Source organism: Paeniglutamicibacter sp. ORCA_105, from assembly GCF_045798545.1.
Classification (GTDB): domain Bacteria; phylum Actinomycetota; class Actinomycetes; order Actinomycetales; family Micrococcaceae; genus Paeniglutamicibacter; species Paeniglutamicibacter sulfureus.
Map to the genome: position 1 here is coordinate 17,305 of NZ_JBIXLM010000019.1, position 19,279 is coordinate 36,583.

Consider the following 19,279-nt stretch of genomic DNA (forward strand, 5'->3'; position numbering starts at 1 on the left):
CCCCACCCAACACGATTCCCCCCGGCACACCACGGCCACGGACGGCCAGGCACAGGAGAACGACACCATGAGCACCCCCGCTTCGACCCACCCGGTCACCCTCTTCACCGGCCAATGGGCGGACATGCCTTTCGAGCAGGTCGCGGCGCACGCCGCCGAGTGGGGCTACGACGGCCTGGAAATCGCCGCCTCGGGCGACCACCTGGACCTGCGCAGGGCGGACGAGGACGACGACTACGCCCAGTCGCGCCTGGACATCCTTGAACGCCACGGATTGAAGGTCTACGCGATCTCCAACCACCTCACCGGCCAGGCGGTGTGCGACGATCCCATCGACTTCCGCCACGAGGCGCTGGTGCGCCCGTACACCTGGGGCGACGGGGAACCGGAGGGCGTGCGCCAACGCGCCTCCGAGGACATGAAGCGCGCCGCACGGGTCGCCCGCAAGCTCGGCGTGGATACCGTGGTGGGGTTCACCGGATCGAAGATCTGGCCCTATGTGGCCCAGTTCCCGCCGGTGCCCGCCTCGGTCATCGACGCAGGCTACCAGGACTTTGCCGACCGCTGGAACCCGATCCTCGATGTCTTCGACGAACAGGGCGTGCGCTTCGCCCACGAGGTGCACCCATCGGAAATCGCCTACGACTACTGGTCATCGGTGCGCGCCCTGGAGGCCATCGGGCACCGGGAGGCCTTCGGGTTCAACTGGGACCCCTCGCACATGATGTGGCAAAACATCGACCCCGTCGGTTTCATCTGGGACTTCAAGGACCGGATCTACCACGTCGACTGCAAGGACACCCGGATTCGCACCCCCAACGGCCGTGCCGGGGTGCTGGGTTCGCACCTGCCGTGGGGAGACCCGCGGCGCGGCTGGGACTTCGTCTCCACCGGACACGGGGACGTTCCGTGGGAGGACGCGTTCAGGGCATTGAAGTCCATCGGCTACTCAGGTCCGATCTCCATTGAATGGGAGGACGCCGGCATGGACCGGTTGCACGGGGCCGGCCAAGCGGTGGAGTATGTCCGCTCCTTGCTGTGGAAGCTGCCGGAGGCTTCCTTCGACGCCGCATTCAGCAACCAGGACTGACGGGCTGCCTACCTGTCGGTCTTGGCTACGCTGAGCAGCAGGCTGGATTCCTCCAGCGCGGTGATCTGCGAATATCCCGGGGGCATCACCAGCAGGTCCCCGGTCCGTGCCTCCCAGGACTCGCCGTCCGAGTCCAGGCGGATCCGGCCGCCGAGCACCATGACCGTCGCCTCGCCGGGATTGATGTGTTCCTTCAGCTCGGTGCCGGAGGCCAGGCCGATGACCGTCTGGCGCAGGGTCTGTTCGTGCCCGCCGAACACGGTGCTGGCCGCGCGCCCGCTCGACTGCGCCGCGGCGGCCTGCACCTGGGCCCGTGCAATGGCCGTCAGTGAAAACTTCTTCATGTTCTCCTCTTTCCCCGGCAAACCCTCTTGCCCAAGGATGTCCCGGGGACACCGCGCGGGTCAAGGAAGCCCCCCGGCCACGCCCGCTGGCGCCCGATGCGCGCGCAGGACGGTGAAGCATGGCCAATTCCCTTCCCCGGCGGTAGGTTGAAAGCAGTCGCCGGGCCCGAGTGCCACGGCGCAACCAGCCGCAGACCACGACGCGATGCCCGGCACCGGCACCCAGCCCGGGGTCCCCCAAGCGGTGCAGTTATCCCCCCGTGCCGCCAGCCTGGCGCAGCCCCGATCGCTGATCAGGGCACGCACCTGGAATTGGAGGTGGCGATGTAAGGACCCACATCGCCGTCAACTTCACATAGACACGCAACAACCGGCCACCGGCGCGGCGGTCGGCAGCATTCCCGAGAGGACGACGCTTCCATGTCCAGCAACTCCTTCAACGCCCGGGCCCGGCTTTCCGTCGACGGGCACGACTACCAAATCCACCGGATCGACGCCATCGAAAACTCCTCCCGCCTGCCATACAGCCTCAAGGTGCTGCTGGAAAACCTGTTGCGCAACGAGGACGGCCGGCTGGTCACCGCCGAACAGGTCAATGCGCTGGCCGCCTGGGACCCTGCCGCCGAGGCCTCCAGCGAAATCCAGTACACCCCGGCCCGCGTGCTGATGCAGGACTTCACGGGCGTGCCCTGCGTGGTGGACCTGGTGGCCATGCGCGACGCCATGACGGCGCTGGGCGGGGATGCGCGGAAGGTCAACCCGCTGATCCCCGCCGAGCTGGTCATCGACCACTCGGTGATCGCCGACGTCTTCGCCCGGAACGATGCCTTTTCCGTCAACGCCGACTACGAGTTCAAGCGCAACCAGGAGCGCTACCAGCTGCTGCGCTGGGCCCAACACTCCTTCGACGACTTCCTGGTGGTTCCGCCCGACACCGGCATCTGCCACCAGGTCAACCTGGAATACCTGTCCCGCGTGGTGTTCACCCGTGAGGGGCCCGACGGCCCCGAAGCGTACCCGGACACCCTGGTCGGCACCGACTCGCACACCCCGATGGTCAACGGCCTGGGCGTGCTGGGCTGGGGCGTGGGCGGCATCGAGGCCGAGGCGGCGATGCTCGGCCAGCCCATGAGCCTGCTGATCCCGCAGGTCGTGGGGCTCAAACTCACCGGCGAGCTGTCCGAGGGCACCACCGCCACGGACCTGGTCCTCACCGTCGCCGAGCTTTTGCGCCAGGTGCGCGTGGTGGGCAAGTTCGTCGACTTCTTCGGCCCCGGCGTGTCCAACGTCCCGTTGGCCACCCGCGCCACGCTGGGGAACATGTCCCCCGAATATGGCTCCACCGGCGCGCTGTTCCCCATCGACCAAGAGACCCTGGACTACCTGCGGCTCACCGGCCGCGACGAGCACCAGGTCAAGCTGGTCGAGGCCTACGCCAAGGCACAGGGCCTCTGGCACGATCCGGACCACGTCCCGGACTTCAGCCAGGTCATCGAGTTGGACCTGGGCACCGTTGTCCCCTCGCTGGCCGGGCCCAAGCGGCCGCAGGACCGCATCCCGTTGGCCGCGGCCCAGGGCGCGGTGCGCCGGCTGTTGGCCGGGGACACCCAGGAGGAAGCGATCGCCGGCGGCCTCGATGACGCCGAGGCCGATTCCTTCCCCGCGTCCGACCCGATCGCCGTCAGCTCCCGAATCGAACGTGACACCCCGCCGCACGACTACGCCGGCGACGAGGCCGCGATCAGCTGGCCGTCCAAGCCCGCCACGGTCCATCTCGGGGACGGCGCCGAGGTGATCGACCACGGCTCGGTCGTCATCGCCGCCATCACCTCCTGCACCAACACCTCCAACCCCACCGTGATGCTGGGCGCTGCGCTGCTGGCGAAGAAGGCCGTGGAGCGCGGGCTGCGTTCCAAGCCGTGGGTCAAGACCACCCTGGCCCCGGGCTCCCGCGTGGTCACCGACTACTACAACCGCTCCGGGCTGACCCCGTATCTGGAGACGCTGGGCTTCAACCTGGTCGGCTACGGCTGCACCACCTGCATCGGCAACTCCGGCCCGCTGATCCCGGAAATCAGCGAGGCGGTGAACTCCCACGACCTCACGGTCGCCTCGGTGCTCTCGGGCAACCGCAACTTCGAGGGCCGCATCCACGGTGAGGTGAAGATGAACTTCCTGGCCTCCCCGCCGTTGGTCATCGCCTACGCGTTGGCCGGCTCGATGCACGTGGATCTGCTCAACGACTCCCTCGGCGAGGACACCGAGGGCAACCAGGTCTACCTGCGCGACATCTGGCCCACGGGAGAGGAAGTCAAGGCAGTGGTCGACGCCAACCTCGAGGCTTCGATGTTCACCAAGGGGTATGCGGACGTCTACCACGGGGATGAGAACTGGCGCTCCATGCACATCCCCGAGGGCGACCGGTTCGCCTGGGACGAGACCTCCACCTACGTCCAGTCCCCGCCGTACTTCGAGGGCGTGGGACCGGTGCCCGATCCCATCGGGGACATCACCGGCGCCCGCGTGCTGGCGTACCTGGGCGACTCGGTCACCACCGACCACATCTCCCCGGCCGGCGCGATCCGCAAGGACTCCCCCGCCGGCGCCTACCTGCTGGAAAAGGGCGTGGAACCGGCGGATTTCAACTCCTACGGCTCGCGGCGCGGCAACCACCACGTGATGATCCGCGGCACCTTCGCCAACGTCCGGCTGCGCAACAAGCTGGTCCCCGGCACCGAGGGCGGCTTCACCCGGCACCTGCCGGGCACCGACGCCACGACCATCTTCGACGCCTCGCTGGCCTACGCGAAGGACAACACGCCGCTGGTGGTGCTGGCCGGCTCCGACTACGGGTCCGGGTCCTCCCGCGACTGGGCTGCCAAGGGCACCCTGCTGCTGGGCGTCAAGGCCGTGCTGGCCACCTCGTTCGAGCGCATCCACCGCTCCAACCTGATCGGCATGGGCGTGCTGCCACTGCAGTTCCGCGATCGTGAAACCGCAGAGTCCCTGGGCCTCACCGGCGAGGAGGTCTTCTCCATCACCGGGCTGGCCGGGACCGATGAATTGCCCGACGAAGTCACCGTGGCCGTGGAACACGCCGATTCATCGGGCGGTCAATCCCGCGAAATCACGATGCGGGTACGCATCGACACCCCGGCCGAGGAGGCGTACTACCGCCACGGCGGCATCCTGCAATACGTGCTGCGCCAGCTGCTCGACGCCTGAGGCACACCCGGGGGCGGGCCCTCTTCGCCGGGAGGGGCCCGCCCGCGTGCCGCCGGTCGCCAACCGCACGGCCAATGGGTGGCGTCAGTGGCGGCAATCAGTAAGCTGGAACCACTGATCAAACGTTCGTTAATGCAAAATCGCCCGGAAAGGCGGAGACATTATGAGTATCGGTGCCGGAATTTTCCTGTTCGTTGTCGGCGCGGTGATCCGCTTCGCACTGAATGTCGAAGTGAGCTGGCTGGACCTTCCACTGGTCGGGAACCTCCTCATGGGAGCCGGCGTCCTGATCTTTGTGCTGGGGCTGGTTTTCGCCTTCCGCCGCCGCCGTAGCGTCTCGACCCGCCGGACCGTCAATGGCCACGGCGAGGTCGACGGAGTCACGCGGACCACCCGCGAAGTGGACGACCCCGACCTCTAACCGCTGCCTCCCCGTCCCCCGCGCCCTTGTTCCCGCCCCGCGGGACCGGCATACTCGGGGCATGATCCGAAGCGTCGCCGTCCTGTCCGACATCCACGGGGTGCTGCCGGTGCTCGAGGCGGTCCTGGCCGAGCCCACCGTGGTCGCCGCGGAGCTCATCGTCGTCACCGGGGACCACGCCGCGGGGCCGCAACCCACCGAGGTGCTGGACCGGCTGACGGTCCTGGGCGAGCGGGCCGTGCTGGTGCGTGGCAACGCGGACCGCGAACTGGCGGCCGTGGCCCGGGGCGCTTCGATCGAGGTTCCCGACGAGGTCGTGCCCTGGGCGGCCGCGCAGCTAAGGCCGGAACACATCTCGCTGCTGGAGCAGCTGCCGCATCCTGTCACCCTGGAGGTCCAGGGCTTCGGCCCCGTTCTCTTCTGCCACGGGACCCCGCGGGACGACGAAGAGGTCGTGCTGGTGGACAGCCGGCTGGAGCGCTGGACGGAGGTCTTCGCCGGGTTGCCCGACGAAGTCCAGACCGTGGTCTGCGGTCACACCCACATGCCGTTTGTGAGGCTGGTGGATCGACGCCTGGTCGTCAACCCCGGCAGCGTGGGCATGCCCTACGGCCGTCCGGGCGGCAACTGGGCCCTGCTGCACGACGGCGCCGTATCCCTTCACCGCAGCATCATCGACGTCGAGAAAACCATCGAACGGGTGGTGGCCGAATCAAGCTACCCGAACCGCCGGCAATGGGCCGAGTACTTCATCCGCTCCACCGCGAGCGACGCCGAGGCCCTGGCCGTGTTCGGCCCCCGGGACGGCCGCGGGAAGTAGCCGCGCCGGGGGTATCATCCGCCGCAGCCAGCCGGGGCGCAACAACCGTGCACCTGGTTTGTGGATCAGCCGGGCCCCATCCACAGATCTTGCCACCCCGAACCATTCCTCTTCTCGTCGGCGCATGCTGGTGGACATGGAAACCACCCGGTTCATCGAACTCACCGCGGGCACCCGCGGCACCCCGGGACACCCCGTGTCTCCGGACGATGAACTGCGCGCCCTGCTCGAGGCCCAGCGGCTCGCCCGCGACCTGGCCCGGCGCGTCGCCCGCACCACCTCCCCCACCGCCGCCGCCCTGTTCGCCCAAGCCGCAGAGGACGCACACCGCACCGCCGCCCACGCCCAGCTCCTCGCCGCTGACACCGCCCGGCGCACCCTGGCCCACGAACTGCCCGAGGCCACCTTCGACGCCCTCGCCGCGCTCCACGCGGACCCGGCCCCCTACCTCGCCGGCACCACGGTCCTGCCCGAGGATCCCCGGACCGTCCTCGCCGGGCGGCCCGTCTTCAAGGACACCACCGAGTTCCTCACCGGCTTCCTGCACATCTCCTTCTTTGAGGCCCGCGAACGCGTCCGCTCCATCGACCGGCTGCTGCCCGGCACCGACATCCACGGCCAACCCGTCCCGGCAAAGTTCCCGACGCTGGCCGACGACCTGGTCAATGGCACCGGCGACCCGAAGGAAATCGGTGCCGCGGCCCGCAGGCTCGAAAAACTCGCACCACACATCAACCAGCACCCCGACCCCGCCGCGCTGGCCGGGCAGCTGGAGGACCAGGTCGCCGAATCCGTGCGTCGCGAGGACCCCCGCACCACAGCCAAGCTGTTCGCCGGCATCCAAAGCACCCTCGAGCAGGGCACCAAGGACGTCCCGGAGGACGTGCTGCGCGCCAGGACCGGCCTCTTCAACCGCGGCACCGTCGGCGGGCTGGGCGAATTCCTGCTCCGCACCCTGCCCGCCGACACCGAGGCCCTGCTGGCCCTCTGCGCCAGCACCGACAACCCCCGGACCAAGGCCGGAGACCGCGACGGACTGCTCGCCCAGTCGCTGGCCACCGGTGCCACCACGGGCCCGGGTGCAGGTTCCGCCGCCGGCAGCGACGGCACCGGGCACGCCAACGCCTCCAACGCCTCCGGTTCCAACGGCGCCAACGCCTCCAACGCCTCCAACGCCTCCAACGGCCGATCGAACAACGGCAACGGTGCCGGAGCCGGGTTCCCCGATTTCCTCGTCGACCCCACCACCGGCCGCCCGCTGAACGATGCGGAGGCCGTCAGGAACCTATCCCTGGACCCCAACGGCCTCAACCTGGACAGCCTGTTCACCGGGAACGGCGCCAACAACACCGGCAACGGGACCGGCGACCCGGCCACCATGAACTCCGCCGCATACGGCCCCGACGGACTCACCCCTCCCCAACGCCATCTCCAGGGGCTGATGAACCTCATCAGGTCCGCCGGGAACCCCGCCACCGGGAAGAAGACCACCGGCCTTCCCTCCCCCAAGACCCTGGTCATCGCCACCCTCGACGAACTCCGCGGCCTGGCCGACACCCACGGCATCACCAGCCGCGGCCAACAACTCACCCCCGCCGAACTCCGCCAGGGCTTGTGCAACGGCGGGGTCATCCCCGCAGTCATGGGCGGGGACTCCCGGATCCTTGACCTCGGCCAGGAGGAACGCCTCTTCCCCGACTACATGCGCGAAATCATTCTCGGCCTCTACGGCGGCTGCATCATGCCCGGCTGCACCGTTCCGCCCGAACACTGCGAAATCCACCACTTCAACTTCTTCGCCAACGGCGGCAAGACCGAGATCAACGAAGGCGCACCCGGATGCACCTCGGCCCACCACGCCTTCCACACCGGACTGGTGCGCGTCGTCCGTGACACCGACGGGCTCTTCAGCGTCATCCTGCCCAAGTTCATGGACCCCGAACAAAAACCCCGACGCAACAATTACTGGCGGAACCGCACCCTGAACCCACCCCTGTTCTGAGAGCCACGGCCCACGGCCGTGGGTCTGCCGGTGATTTCCCACGCCCAAACGGGCATGCAAAAAGGGCGGTCCGCCCCGGCCGAAACCGGAGGAGGACCGCCCTTGGTGTCTCACCAGACGCGCAAGAACAACTACTTGGCAGATTGGTCCTGCAACGCCTTCACGATCTGCGGCAGCAAGCCGCGGAACGCACGTCCGCGGTGGCTGATGGCATTCTTTTCCTCGCTGGAAAGTTCGGCCACGGAGATCTCGTAGCCATCGGGCTGCAGGATCGGGTCGTAGCCGAAGCCGCCGTTGCCCCGCCGTTCGTGCAGCAGCGTCCCGGCCAGGTGGCCCGTCTCCACGGCAACAAAGCCGCCCGGGGTGGCCAGCGCCGCGGCACACACGAAGGACGCCCCGCGGTGTTCCTCGGAAATGTCTCCCAGCTGGGCCAGCAGCAGGTCGATGTTCGCCTCGTCATCGCCGTGCTTCCCTGACCAACGGGCCGAGAAGATCCCCGGCGCCCCGCCAAGCACATCGACCGAAAGACCCGAATCGTCGGCGATGGCAACCAGGCCGGTGGCTTCGCACACCGCGCGTGCCTTCAGCAGCGCGTTGCCCTCGAAGCTCACCTGGTCCTCGACGACGTCCGGAGCACCCACGGCACCGGCGTCGACGACCTGCGTGTCCACGTCGAGCCCCGGAACCTGCCCGCGCAGCAGTTCGCGCAGTTCGCGCAGCTTGCCCTGGTTGTGCGTGGCCAGCACCAAACGCGGGGTGGCGCCCATGCTCAGAGCCCCAGGGTGGCGCGCTGGATCAGCGCCAGCTCCGTGGTGCCAACCAGCGCCAGGTCCAGCAGGGAGTCAAGTTCTGCGCGCTTGAACGGGACGCCCTCGGCGGTGCCTTGCACCTCGACGAAGTCGCCAGTCCCGGTGACCACGACGTTCATGTCGGTCTCGGCGCGCACGTCCTCCTCGTAGGGCAGATCCAGCATCGGGACCCCGTCGATGATTCCCACGGAAATCGCGGCAACCGAGTCGGTGAGCACGGTGGCGTTCTTCTTCACCAGCTTGTTCTCCTTGGCCCACTCGATGGCCTCGGCCAGTGCGACGTAGGCACCGGTGATCGCCGCGGTGCGGGTGCCGCCGTCGGCCTGAAGCACGTCGCAGTCCAGCACGATGGTGTTCTCGCCCAGTGCCTTGGTGTCGATGACCGCGCGCAGCGAGCGGCCGATCAGGCGGGAGATCTCGTGGGTGCGTCCGCCGATCTTGCCCTTGACGGACTCCCGGCCGTTGCGGGTGTTGGTGGCCCGCGGCAGCATGGCGTACTCGGCGGTGACCCAGCCGGTGCCCTGCCCCTTGAGCCAGCGCGGCACGCCCTCGGTGAAGGAGGCGGTGCACAGCACCTTGGTGTTGCCGAATTCGATCAGGGCCGAACCCTCGGCCTGCTTGGACCAGCCACGGGTAATGGTGATCTCACGGAGTTGGTCGACGCCGCGCCCGTCGGCGCGCACTGCTGCTGTGGTTGATGCTGAAGTCATGGCTTCAAGTCTAGTCGTCACGCCGAGCTGTTCCGTCGAGACAAACAGGTGTGGCGATGCGGTTCCGCAGATCCCCGGACACGCACCGCCACACCTGGAAACCGGCAGCCTGGCGAACGCGCTAGTTCTTCCTGGTGCCAGGCCACTCGCGGGCCGGCGCCGAACGCACGATCGAAACCGGCGCGGTCGGCAGCGATTTGGGGGTGCCCAGCTGCGAGCCGGAGAACACCCCGTATGTCACCCCGGAGACCGCCACGGCGATGCCGCCGTCGTAGACTTCCTTGGCCTCGTTGACCACGGTGTTGATGTCCGTCCACACCGGGATGTGGGTCAGCAGCAGGCGTTCGACCCCGGCCTCGGCCGCCGCCTCGCCGGCGCGCCGCCCGGTCAGGTGCACACCGTGGATCGCGTCGTCGCGGCCCTCCTCGAAGGCCGCCTCACAAAGGAACATGTCGGCACCCCGGGCTGCCTCGACGAGTTCGGGGCAGGCATCGGTGTCACCCGAATAGGTCAGCACGCTGGTCTGCAGCGACCCGTCGGCCACCGGCTCGGTCGCCTCGACACGGAATGCGTAGGACTCCTCGATGGGGTGCAGCACCGGGTAGGGGGTGATCGAGAATGGGCCGATCTTCACCGGCTGGCGGGATTTCCAGTGCTGGAAGTCGTAGTCGGGGTGCATGCCCTCATCCAGCGGCAGGCCGTAGGCCGTGGCCATCCGGTCCGCGGTGGCCGCCGGGCCGTGAACCAGCATCCTCTCGCGGTTCCAACCGTTGGGGTCCCAGCGGATGGCCACGTGCATGCCGCACAAATCCATGCAGTGGTCGGGGTGCAGGTGGGAGATGAAGATGCCGTCCAGGTCCTTGATGTCCGCATAGCGTTGCAACACGCCCAGCGCACCGGAGCCAAGGTCCAGCAGGATCTTCCAGTCGCGTTCGCCGTCGAACGCGGTGACCAGGTAGCAGGAGGCGGGTGACCCCGGGCCGGGGAACGAGCCGGTACAGCCGATGATCGTCAGCTTCATGAGGCACTCGCTTTCGAAAGAGCCACCATCTGCGGGGTAATCATCGCGATGGAGCCGGTCGGGTAATGGGCGGCCACGTGGTCGACTTGTTCGACAGCGAGCACTTCCGGGCCCAGGAAGCGCCGGGCCAGGATCTCAAAGCTTTCGGCGTCGCCGGTGGCGATGAACTGGTGGGTGGGAGCCTGCGTCTCGTTGCGCGCCAGGTCGTGGCGCATCAGCTCACGGTAGACGTCCTTGGCGGTTTCCTCGGCGCTGGAGACCAGGGTGACGTCCTCGCCCATGACATAGGAGATCACGCCGGTCAGCAGCGGGTAATGGGTGCACCCCAATACCAGCGTGTCCACGCCGGCCGCCTTGAGCGGGGCCAGGTAGGCCTCGGCGGTCTCCATGAGTTCGGCACCGGTGGTGATCCCGTTTTCCACGAACTCGACGAAGCGCGGGCAGGCGACGGAGGTGATGGAGTACTGCGGGGCGGCGGCGAAGGCATCCTCGTAGGCGCGGGACCCGACGGTGGCCTGGGTGCCGATGACCCCGATCTTCCCGTTGCGGGTGGCGGCGACGGCGCGGCGCACCGCGGGCTGGATCACTTCGACCACGGGAATCCCGTAGCGGGCGGTGTAGCGTTCGCGGGCATCGCGCAGCACCGCGGCGGAGGCGGAGTTGCAGGCAATCACCAGCAGCTTGACGCCGGCGTCGACGAGTTCGTCCATCACCCCCAGCGCATTCGCCCGCACCTCGGCGATGGGAAGCGGCCCATAGGGCGAATTCGCGGTGTCCCCGACGTACATCGTGGATTCACCGGGAAGCTGGTCAATGATGGCGCGGGAAACGGTCAGGCCGCCGACCCCCGAGTCGAAGATACCCAACGGGGCATTCGGATGGGGTCGCTCTGATGTTCGATTCTCGCTAGAGGACACACTTGTCATGGTCTACGAAGCCTACGTGGTTTTCAACGCCAACAGCTAGCACGTGCGACACACTGTAGCCCAGCTCACAAGGACTTGAGCATGGCCTGCATCAGGGATTCCTGCAACCAGGTGACGAAGTTGTAGACCAGCGCAAGGTATTCGTCGACGGTTTCGGCCTTCGACCAATCGTCCTGCGCATGGATGCGCTCGGCGTCTTCCTCGCTTTCCAGGCCAAGCCGTTCGGCCAGCACCAGGCGCACGTCGTTGACCGCTGCGGCGAAGCGCGGCGCCGTCTGCTCGTTAAGCAGGATGCTTCCGGACTCCATCAGCAGGGCGGCCTCGCGCAGCGCCCCGATCTTGCGTTCACGGATCCCGCGCTCCGAGAGCCTGCGGAATTCCAGCGATGCGGCGGCATCGTCGGGGTCGGCGTCCGGCAACAGGCGCTTGGTGGCCCGGTCACTCGGTGCGGCGAAGTCTTCCTTGTGGGAGTTCGGATCCAGGCCGACCAGCGCATAGAGCGGATCCTCGTCGTCGGCCCGCTGCGGCTCCAGCAACGTGATGACGTCCTCAAAGAGGCCGCGCAGCAGCTGGCGTTCGGCGGCTTCGAGGGACGCGGAGAACCCGCGCATGGTGTTCTTGAATGCCCGTGCCATATCTAGGCTGCGTCCGCCTTGGACAAGGTGGCCCACAGCCCGAACCCGTGCATGGCTGCAACGTCGGCCTCGATCTTCTCGCGGTTGCCGGTGGCTACCACGCTGCGGCCCTCCTGGTGGACCTGCATCATCAGCTTCTCGGCCTTGGCCTCGTTGTATCCGAAGTAGGAGCGGAAGACAAAGCTGACGTAGCTCATCAGGTTGACCGGGTCATTCCAGACGATCAGGATGTAGGGCTGGTCGAGTTCGTGTGCTTGTGCCTGCTCTACGTGCTCAAGCACATCGGGCATCGCAGTCATGGTTGGCATACTCACCATTCTACGACCGGCCGCCGTGGATGCGAACCGGGCGCCAACCGGGCCGTGGACACAACTGCTCCAAAAGCACAAGGCGACGACTCACGTGAACCAACGCGGCATGGAACCGGTGCCGGGTCTAGAGTATCTACTAGCGTTTATGCCGCAGATCCGGTTTCGCCCCGCCACCTGCGGCGGCCCGGATCCGGCACCCGACGCCCGATAACGGTGCAAACCAGTCCGGCATTCCATTGCCCCAGTCCCCCCGTCGCGAGGAGCCCCCCGGCCATGTGGCAGCAGCCCACCTCCCTGTTTACCGACCACTACGAACTGACGATGCTGCAGGCTTCCCTGCACTCGGGAGCGGCGCACCGCCCCAGCGTCTTCGAGGCCTTTGCCCGCCGCCTGCCCGATGGCCGGCGCTACGGCGTGCTGGCCGGGACCGGCAGGCTCCTTGAGGGCATCAAGGAGTTCCGCTTCGGCGACGAGCAACTGCGCTTCCTCTCCGACACCAAGGTCGTGGACGCCACCACCATCAAGTACCTCGAGGACTTCATGTTCAGCGGCAACATCCATGGTTACGCCGAAGGGGAAATCTACTTCCCGTACTCCCCCGTGATGATTGTCGAATCGACCTTCGCCGAGGCCTGCGTGCTGGAGACCTTCATCCTTTCGGCGCTGAACCACGATTCGGCCATCGCCTCCGCGGCCTCGCGCATGATCGCCTCCGCCGGAACCCGCCCCTGCATCGAGATGGGTTCGCGCCGCACCCACGAGGAATCCGCTGTCGCCGCCGCCCGCGCCGCGATCATCGCCGGGTTCGACTCGACATCGAACCTCGAGGCCGGGCACCGCTACGGCCTCAAGACCGTGGGCACCGCCGCTCATTCCTTCACGCTGCTGCACGATTCCGAACGCGCTGCGTTCGAGGCTCAGGTCGCCTCGATGGGCGTGGGCACCGCCCTGCTGGTTGACACCTACGACGTGGAGCAAGGCGTGCGCACCGCAGTGGAGGTGGCCGGCCCCGAGCTGGGCGCCGTGCGCCTTGATTCGGGGGACCTGGTGGAACAGGCCCGTTGGGTGCGCACCCTGCTCGATGACCTGGGCAACGAGAACACCCGCATCATGGTCACCTCAGACCTCGACGAATACGCCATCGCGGCCCTCCAATCCGCACCTGTGGATGCCTACGGCGTGGGCACCTCGCTGGTCACCGGCTCCGGGCACCCGACGGCATCGATGGTCTACAAGCTGGTGTCCCGCAAGAACGACGCGGGCGACTACGTGGACGTTGCCAAGGCCGCCAAGAACAAGGTTTCGGTGGGCGGACGCAAGTTCGCCGTGCGTCTGCTCAACGAGCGCGGCCGAGCCACCGAGGAACTGATCGGCGTGGGCGAGGTGCCCGCCTCCGACGGCAACGACCGTGCCTTGCTGACACAATTTGTTGAAAACGGGGTCATCGACGAGGCATTCACCGGTGCCGCGGGCGTTCACCGCGCCACCAAGCGCCACCACGACTCCATCCAGGAAATGCCCGGCAGCTCCCGCCGCCTGCAGCGCGGCGAACCGGTGATCGGCACCCGATTCATTGACGAGAACTGAGAACAGCGAGAGGAAGCCATCATGACCCAGGAACCAACCAGCGTGCCGGAACAACCTGCGGCACGGGCATTGATCATCGTGGATGTCCAGAACGACTTCTGCGAGGGCGGAAGCCTCGGCGTGGAGGGCGGGGCCGCCGTGGCCGCGTCCATTGCCACCGTACTGCGCGAGCGCGCCGACAGCTACGCGGCGGTGGTGGCAACCCAGGATTGGCACATCGATCCGGGGTCCCATTTCTCCGATTCCCCTGACTTCATCGACTCCTGGCCGGTGCACTGCGTTGCCGAAACGGAAGGTGCCGCGCTGCACCCGGAGCTGTCCGAGGCCGCCGGCTACATCCGGCACCATTTCCGCAAGGGCCGTTACGCGGCAGCGTACTCCGGCTTCGAGGGCCGCTTGTCCGCGGACGAGGACGACGTGGCCGATGAGAGCGGTGAGCTGCTGGGAGACTGGCTGCGCGGACAGGACATCGCCGCGGTGGACATCGTGGGCATCGCCACCGACTACTGCGTGCGAGCCACGGCACTGGATGCCAAGTCTCAGGGCTTCGCCACCACCGTCATCGCCCCGCTGACCGCCGCGGTGCATCCGGCGAACGCCCCCGAGGTACTGCAGGAGCTGCGCGACGCCGAGGTCACTGTCCTGTCCCTGGGCTAGGCCCGCGCCGATCCATGCTCCATTTCGGACGCCGAGTCAGGCGATACACGAAAAGCCGGCGGCCCGGTGCGTTGGAGAGCATCCAACACACCGGACCGCCGGCTACCTTAATCGATCATTTCTTACCGATGAACCAGCCCTGCAGCTTGTTCAGCCGCTTCTGCAGCTGCTCGGCATTGGCTTGGGCGACGGCGGGGCCGCCGCACACCTCGCGCAGCTTGGTGTGGATGACGCCGTGCGGGGTGCCGGTGCGCGCGCTCCAGGCCGAGACGTTCTTGGAAAGCGTCGAGCGCATCTCCATCAGCGCCCGGTGGTCGACCACGGGCGCGGCCGCGGCCTCTTCGGTGCTCTTGCGGACCTTGCGCCGGGACACCTGTTCTGCCTGACGCTGGCGCAGCAGCACTCCCACCTGGTCTGCGTCCAGCAGCCCGGGGATGCCCAGGAAGTCTTCCTCTTCCTCGGAGCCCACGGCGCCTCCGGTCCCGAATTCGCCGCCGTCGAAGAGCACCCGGTCGAAGGAGGCGTTGGAGTTCAGCGCCTCGAACTTCTGCTTGTTAAGCTCGTCGCTGGCCTTTTCCTCGCGGTTGGCCTCCGCGACCAGGTCGTCCTCGGGATTGTAGTCCGGGTCCTGGAAGTGCTTTTCGGGGCGGTCCAGCGCGTGGTCCCGCTCGGTCTCCATCTCGTTGGCCAGCGCCATAAGCACCGGCACCGAGGGCAGGAAGATGGATGCGACCTCGCCGCGCTTCCGGCTTCGCACGTAGCGGCCGATGGCCTGGGCGAAGAAGAGCGGGGTGGAGGTGGAGGTGGCGTAGACGCCCACGCACAGCCGGGGCACGTCGACGCCCTCCGACACCATGCGCACGGCAACCATCCAGCGCGAATCCCCGGCGGAGAACTCGTCGATCTTCTTCGAGGCGCCGGCGTCGTCGGAAAGGATCACGGTGACCTTTTCGCCGCAGATCTTCTCCAGCTGCTCTGCGTAGCCGCGCGCGTCCTCGTGGTCGGTGGCGATCACCAGGGCACCGGCGTCCGGCACGGTGCGGCGGACCCGGGTCAGGCGCTTGTCGGCGGCCGCGAGCACCGAGGGAATCCAGTCCCCCGCCGGGTCCAGGGCGGTGCGCCAGGCGTGCGCAGTGATGTCCTTGGTGAAGCCCTCGCCAAGCTGGGCCTCCATTTCCTCGCCGGAGCTGGTCTTCCAGCGCATCGACCCGGAATAGGCCATGAACAGCACCGGGCGCACGACGTGGTCGCGCAGGGCCTGGCCGTAGCCGTAGGTGTAGTCGGCCTTGGAACGGCGGATGCCGTCGGGCCCCTCGGCGTACTCGACGAAGGGGATGGCCGCGGTGTCCGAGCGGAAGGGGGTGCCGGTCAGGGCCAGGCGGCGGGTCGCCGGCTCGAAGGCCTCGCGGATGCCGTCGCCCCAGGAAAGCGCGTCGCCGCCGTGGTGGATCTCATCGAGGATCACCAGGGTGCGGGCGGCCTCGGTCTTGGCGCGGTGCAGCATCGGCTTGGAGGCGACCTGCGCGTAGGTGACGACGACGCCGATGTAGCCGTCTCCGTGGCGGCCGTCGGAGTTCTTGAAGTTGGGGTCAATCGCCAGGCCCACGCGGCCGGCGGCATCTGCCCACTGCTTCTTGAGGTGGTCGGTGGGGGCCACCACGATGATGCGGTTGACGGTCTTGGCGTCGACCAGCACCTTGGCCAGGCGCAGCGCGAAGGTGGTCTTGCCGGCGCCGGGGGTCGCCACGGCCATGAAGTCGCGGGGATTGGCGGTGAAGTACTTGTCCAGCGCCTCTGCCTGCCAGGCACGGAGCTTGGGGCCGGTGCCCCAGGCCGCCCGTTCGGGGTAGGCGGGAGGAAGACGGTCCTCCATGGGCAGCTTGTCTGCAAGTGAGAACAAGGTATCGGTCATGCATACACCTCCACGGCAATAAAAAAGCTTCCCCCTGGGGCGCGGGCCGACGCGCCCCAGGGGGTTCTGTGTGAACCTACGCTGCGTGGAAGATGATTACTTCTTGCCCTTGTCCCCGCCGCCGGTGAGGCCCTCGTAGATTTCCTTGCACTCGGGGCACACGGGGAACTTCTGCGGGTCGCGGCCCGGGATCCACACCTTGCCGCACAGGGCGATGACCGGGTCGCCGGAAAGCGCCGACTCCATGATCTTTTCCTTGCGCACGTAGTGCGCGAAGCGTTCGTGGTCCCCGGCCTCGACTTCCTGGGCCTGCTCGGTGCGCTCGATGGTGGTGGCACCGCCGCCGGAGGTAGTGCGCGGGTCATCTCGGAACGGATCTAGGGGCATGCTCATGTCCACCAGTCTAACAACGGATTGATCGACATTCGGCAGATTCGCCGCGTGCGGTGCATCGCACCGTTGCCTCAGCGGTTGACCATGACGGCCTGCATCAGCTCCGGCAGCCGGGCCTCGAGCCATCGCCCGCCGATGCGGATTCCTGCCACCAGCAGCACCGCGCCCTCCACCACGCCCACGAGCAGTGCCAACCAGCCTAAGAGCGCATTCCCCGTCAGCAGCTGGGCCACCAGCAGTCCGAGGGCCGGCAACAGGAGCAGGAACATGATCGTGAACGTGGCCAGTTGCACGATGGCCATCCGCGCGCCGGCGCCCGGAGGCGTCTTGAACGGGCTCTCCCCCGGTAGCGGCACCGCGTAGGTGAAGCGCGCCGAGGCCACCGATGCCACGCCGAGGCCGGCCAGCAGCCCGCACAGCGAAATCCCGAGGATCGCCGGCAGCAGCTCGGTCCGGTCCAGGAACACCGGTGGCAGGATGGCCGCCAGTAGCGTCACCGGCAGTGCCAACACGGCACAGGCCACCACGCGCCCTGCCCGGTCGGCGACACCGCGCACCCCGGTGAGCAGGTGCAGCGAGAAGGCGGTGGAATCGTAAGAGACGTCGGCGGAAATCGAGAACGCCATCAGGATCCCCAGCAGCGGGCCCAGAACCAGCATGGCCTGGGGGTAGCCGGAATTGGAGGCCGTGAACCAGATCAGCACCGGCATCAGCGGGACCACCACGATGGACGCGGCGTAGCGCGGGTCCTTGAGCCAATACGTCAGCGACCGGGCCGCCACGGCGCCGACCGGGGTCGCGGGGAAAATGCCGAACGCGCCCATGCCCACGGACTTGGAGCTGGTGCGCGGTGCCATCGGGTTCTCCATCGACTGGTGCAGTCCGCGCTCCCACGCCCAGATCACCGCGCCAAGATAGGCCAGCCCCAGCGCCAGGCGCAGCACGCCCAGCCCCCAGGCCCCGGCGGCCAGGTCCGCGGGCAGCGCCGCGAAGACGCCCAGCGGGGTGAAGCCCAGCACCGACACGACCCGCGGCAGCCAGTCCAGCACCGATTCGATGCCCTCGGCCGCCGAGCCGATGATGGGCCCCAGCAGGATCAGCGGGACGATCGCGATGATCCCTGCGACGTCGCGGAAGCGCCGCGAACCGGTCAGGCGCGCCATCGAGGTGGTGGTCAGCCGCGCAAGCGCCAGGCACATCAACGCACCCAGCACTCCTCCCACGACGGCGGCCGCCAACGTGGCGGGGTGGTGGCGCCAGGCCAGGAACTGCCCGCCGAACAGCAGCAACGTCAGCAGCCCCGGTATCCCGATGAAGCCCGAGAGCAGCAGTCCGGCCGCCAGCCGGGGCCGCGAGAGCGTGAAGGTGGTGAAGCGCGCCGGGTCAAGGGTCAGGTCGACCCCGAAGGCGATCAACGGGATGAGCGCCCAGCCCAGGGTGATGAGCGAGACCGCGGAGACCAGGATGGTGTTGGCCAGCGCCGGGTCGACATCCGCCAGATACGCCGTGCCCGATACGAGCATCACGACCATGCCCAGCCCGTAGACCGCCCCGATGGCGACGCCGACCAATTGCCAGGGACTGCGCCGGAAGGAGTTCTTCAGCAGCAGCAGCTTGAGCCCTAGGAGGTGTGCAACCATGAGAGCCCCTCGTTGGTTCCGCGTCCACCGACCAGCTCGACGAAGCGTTCCTCCAGGGAGGTTGCCCCGCGCACCTCGTCCACGGTTCCGGCCGCCAGCAGGTTGCCGTTCGCGATGACCGCGACGTGGCTGCACATGCGCTGGACCAGGTCCATGACGTGGGAGGAGACGATGACGGTGCCGCCGTGGGCCACGTAGTCGGCGAGGATCTCGCGGATGTTGGCGGCGGAGACCGGGTCGACGGCCTCGAAGGGCTCATCGAGCACCAGCACGCGCGGGGAATGGATTAGCGCGGTGGCCAGGGCGATCTTCTTGGTCATGCCGGCGGAGTAGTCGACGACCAGCTTGGATCCGGCGTCTTCGAGGTCCAGCACGCGCAGCAGGTCTTCGGTGCGCTCGGCGACCGTGGCGCGGTCCATGCCGCGCAGCAGGCCGGAATAGGTGACCAGCTGGCGTCCGGAGAGCCGGTCGAAGAGCCGGACCCCGTCGGCCAGCACGCCCATGGCTGCCTTGGCCTTCAGTGGCTCGGCCCAGACGTCGATGCCGTTCAGCCATGCCTGGCCGGCGTCGGGGCGCAGCAGTCCGGTTGCCATCGACAGCGTCGTGGTCTTGCCGGCGCCGTTGGGCCCCACCAGGCCGAAGAACGACCCGGCTGGGACATCGAGGGATATGCCGTTGACCGCGACTCTTTCGCCGAATCGCTTGCCCAGCGATCGAATCGACAGGGCCGCCGTACCGGGGTCGGGGTAAGAGTTGCTCATGACATCGAAAATAGC

The 19,279-nt window shown here is 67.8% G+C and carries 18 protein-coding genes; 7 read left to right on the top strand and 11 right to left on the bottom strand.

Features of this window, described 5'->3' with window-relative positions:
• Positions 1–67 precede the first annotated feature (67 nt).
• Positions 68–1,090: a sugar phosphate isomerase/epimerase family protein gene (locus ACIPUB_RS10980; protein WP_407607407.1), complete on the top strand. Its 1,023-nt coding sequence runs from the start codon at positions 68–70 to the stop codon at positions 1,088–1,090.
• Positions 1,091–1,098: 8 nt separating this feature from the next.
• Here the strand turns inward: ACIPUB_RS10980 and ACIPUB_RS10985 are convergent, their stop codons facing one another.
• Positions 1,099–1,434, bottom strand: a complete 336-nt coding sequence (locus tag ACIPUB_RS10985) for a cupin domain-containing protein (RefSeq protein ID WP_407607408.1) — start codon at positions 1,432–1,434, stop codon at positions 1,099–1,101.
• A gap of 420 nt (positions 1,435–1,854) precedes the next feature.
• Here ACIPUB_RS10985 and ACIPUB_RS10990 point away from each other — a divergent pair, with 420 nt between their 5' ends.
• From ACIPUB_RS10990 to ACIPUB_RS11005, 4 genes are all read left to right on the top strand, one after another.
• Positions 1,855–4,659: an aconitate hydratase gene (locus tag ACIPUB_RS10990; RefSeq protein ID WP_407607409.1), complete on the top strand. Its 2,805-nt coding sequence runs from the start codon at positions 1,855–1,857 to the stop codon at positions 4,657–4,659.
• A gap of 163 nt (positions 4,660–4,822) precedes the next feature.
• Positions 4,823–5,080, top strand: coding sequence for a DUF6458 family protein (locus tag ACIPUB_RS10995; protein ID WP_407607410.1), 258 nt, complete (start codon positions 4,823–4,825; stop codon positions 5,078–5,080).
• Between the two features lie 61 nt (positions 5,081–5,141).
• Positions 5,142–5,900 carry a metallophosphoesterase family protein gene (locus ACIPUB_RS11000; RefSeq protein ID WP_407607411.1) on the top strand — a complete coding sequence of 253 codons (759 nt, stop codon included), beginning with the start codon at positions 5,142–5,144 and terminating at the stop codon, positions 5,898–5,900.
• A 136-nt stretch (positions 5,901–6,036) separates the two neighbouring features.
• A complete protein-coding gene (locus ACIPUB_RS11005) occupies positions 6,037–7,902 on the top strand; it encodes an HNH endonuclease signature motif containing protein (protein WP_407607412.1) in 1,866 nt (621 codons plus the stop codon).
• Between the two features lie 131 nt (positions 7,903–8,033).
• Here ACIPUB_RS11005 and rdgB read toward each other — a convergent pair whose 3' ends face one another.
• The 6 genes from rdgB to clpS form a co-directional block, all read right to left on the bottom strand.
• A complete protein-coding gene (rdgB, locus tag ACIPUB_RS11010) occupies positions 8,034–8,669 on the bottom strand; it encodes an RdgB/HAM1 family non-canonical purine NTP pyrophosphatase (RefSeq protein WP_407607413.1) in 636 nt (211 codons plus the stop codon).
• 2 nt (positions 8,670–8,671) lie between these two features.
• Positions 8,672–9,421 (bottom strand): ribonuclease PH, encoded by a 750-nt coding sequence (gene rph / locus ACIPUB_RS11015; RefSeq protein WP_302265697.1) that lies wholly within the window; start codon positions 9,419–9,421, stop codon positions 8,672–8,674.
• A gap of 121 nt (positions 9,422–9,542) precedes the next feature.
• On the bottom strand, positions 9,543–10,442 hold the full coding sequence (locus ACIPUB_RS11020; RefSeq protein ID WP_407607414.1) for an MBL fold metallo-hydrolase: 900 nt from the start codon (positions 10,440–10,442) through the stop codon (positions 9,543–9,545).
• Complete coding sequence (gene murI, locus ACIPUB_RS11025; protein WP_407607415.1) at positions 10,439–11,368, bottom strand: glutamate racemase; 930 nt, start codon at positions 11,366–11,368, stop codon at positions 10,439–10,441. The genes ACIPUB_RS11020 and murI overlap by 4 nt, the downstream gene beginning before the upstream one ends.
• 65 nt (positions 11,369–11,433) lie before the next feature.
• Positions 11,434–12,003: a DUF2017 domain-containing protein gene (locus ACIPUB_RS11030; RefSeq protein ID WP_264269289.1), complete on the bottom strand. Its 570-nt coding sequence runs from the start codon at positions 12,001–12,003 to the stop codon at positions 11,434–11,436.
• A 2-nt stretch (positions 12,004–12,005) separates the two neighbouring features.
• Positions 12,006–12,302 carry an ATP-dependent Clp protease adapter ClpS gene (clpS, locus tag ACIPUB_RS11035; RefSeq protein ID WP_264269433.1) on the bottom strand — a complete coding sequence of 99 codons (297 nt, stop codon included), beginning with the start codon at positions 12,300–12,302 and terminating at the stop codon, positions 12,006–12,008.
• 285 nt (positions 12,303–12,587) lie between these two features.
• On the opposite strand from clpS, the gene ACIPUB_RS11040 reads away from it, so the two are divergent.
• Both ACIPUB_RS11040 and ACIPUB_RS11045 read left to right on the top strand, forming a co-directional pair.
• Entirely contained in the window at positions 12,588–13,901 is a 1,314-nt protein-coding gene (locus ACIPUB_RS11040) for a nicotinate phosphoribosyltransferase (protein ID WP_407607416.1), read from the top strand.
• A gap of 21 nt (positions 13,902–13,922) precedes the next feature.
• Positions 13,923–14,558 carry an isochorismatase family protein gene (locus ACIPUB_RS11045; protein ID WP_407607417.1) on the top strand — a complete coding sequence of 212 codons (636 nt, stop codon included), beginning with the start codon at positions 13,923–13,925 and terminating at the stop codon, positions 14,556–14,558.
• Between the two features lie 115 nt (positions 14,559–14,673).
• On the opposite strand, the gene ACIPUB_RS11050 is transcribed toward ACIPUB_RS11045, so the two are convergent.
• The 4 genes from ACIPUB_RS11050 to ACIPUB_RS11065 form a co-directional block, all read right to left on the bottom strand.
• Positions 14,674–16,470: a DEAD/DEAH box helicase gene (locus ACIPUB_RS11050; protein WP_407607418.1), complete on the bottom strand. Its 1,797-nt coding sequence runs from the start codon at positions 16,468–16,470 to the stop codon at positions 14,674–14,676.
• A gap of 96 nt (positions 16,471–16,566) precedes the next feature.
• Positions 16,567–16,863, bottom strand: coding sequence for a DUF3039 domain-containing protein (locus tag ACIPUB_RS11055; protein ID WP_407607419.1), 297 nt, complete (start codon positions 16,861–16,863; stop codon positions 16,567–16,569).
• Positions 16,864–16,934: 71 nt separating this feature from the next.
• Complete coding sequence (locus ACIPUB_RS11060; RefSeq protein WP_407607420.1) at positions 16,935–18,503, bottom strand: transporter; 1,569 nt, start codon at positions 18,501–18,503, stop codon at positions 16,935–16,937.
• A complete protein-coding gene (locus ACIPUB_RS11065; protein WP_407607421.1) occupies positions 18,485–19,264 on the bottom strand; it encodes an ABC transporter ATP-binding protein in 780 nt (259 codons plus the stop codon). Before ACIPUB_RS11065 ends, ACIPUB_RS11060 begins: the two co-directional genes overlap by 19 nt.
• Positions 19,265–19,279: the final 15 nt, after the last annotated feature.

Bases quoted from the DNA above. Each gene is read 5' to 3' on its own strand.
- ACIPUB_RS11030 (WP_264269289.1), bottom strand. From the start codon at position 12,003: ATGGCACGGGCATTCAAGAACACCATGCGCGGGTTCTCCGCGTCCCTC.
- rph (WP_302265697.1), bottom strand. From the start codon at position 9,421: ATGACTTCAGCATCAACCACAGCAGCAGTGCGCGCCGACGGGCGCGGC.
- ACIPUB_RS10985 (WP_407607408.1), bottom strand. From the start codon at position 1,434: ATGAAGAAGTTTTCACTGACGGCCATTGCACGGGCCCAGGTGCAGGCC.
- murI (WP_407607415.1), bottom strand. From the start codon at position 11,368: ATGACAAGTGTGTCCTCTAGCGAGAATCGAACATCAGAGCGACCCCAT.
- ACIPUB_RS11065 (WP_407607421.1), bottom strand. From the start codon at position 19,264: ATGAGCAACTCTTACCCCGACCCCGGTACGGCGGCCCTGTCGATTCGA.
- ACIPUB_RS11005 (WP_407607412.1), top strand. From the start codon at position 6,037: ATGGAAACCACCCGGTTCATCGAACTCACCGCGGGCACCCGCGGCACC.
- ACIPUB_RS11050 (WP_407607418.1), bottom strand. From the start codon at position 16,470: ATGACCGATACCTTGTTCTCACTTGCAGACAAGCTGCCCATGGAGGAC.
- ACIPUB_RS11045 (WP_407607417.1), top strand. From the start codon at position 13,923: ATGACCCAGGAACCAACCAGCGTGCCGGAACAACCTGCGGCACGGGCA.
- ACIPUB_RS10995 (WP_407607410.1), top strand. From the start codon at position 4,823: ATGAGTATCGGTGCCGGAATTTTCCTGTTCGTTGTCGGCGCGGTGATC.
- ACIPUB_RS11040 (WP_407607416.1), top strand. From the start codon at position 12,588: ATGTGGCAGCAGCCCACCTCCCTGTTTACCGACCACTACGAACTGACG.
- ACIPUB_RS11060 (WP_407607420.1), bottom strand. From the start codon at position 18,503: ATGGTTGCACACCTCCTAGGGCTCAAGCTGCTGCTGCTGAAGAACTCC.
- ACIPUB_RS11020 (WP_407607414.1), bottom strand. From the start codon at position 10,442: ATGAAGCTGACGATCATCGGCTGTACCGGCTCGTTCCCCGGCCCGGGG.
- rdgB (WP_407607413.1), bottom strand. From the start codon at position 8,669: ATGGGCGCCACCCCGCGTTTGGTGCTGGCCACGCACAACCAGGGCAAG.
- ACIPUB_RS10990 (WP_407607409.1), top strand. From the start codon at position 1,855: ATGTCCAGCAACTCCTTCAACGCCCGGGCCCGGCTTTCCGTCGACGGG.
- ACIPUB_RS11000 (WP_407607411.1), top strand. From the start codon at position 5,142: ATGATCCGAAGCGTCGCCGTCCTGTCCGACATCCACGGGGTGCTGCCG.
- ACIPUB_RS11055 (WP_407607419.1), bottom strand. From the start codon at position 16,863: ATGAGCATGCCCCTAGATCCGTTCCGAGATGACCCGCGCACTACCTCC.
- clpS (WP_264269433.1), bottom strand. From the start codon at position 12,302: ATGACTGCGATGCCCGATGTGCTTGAGCACGTAGAGCAGGCACAAGCA.
- ACIPUB_RS10980 (WP_407607407.1), top strand. From the start codon at position 68: ATGAGCACCCCCGCTTCGACCCACCCGGTCACCCTCTTCACCGGCCAA.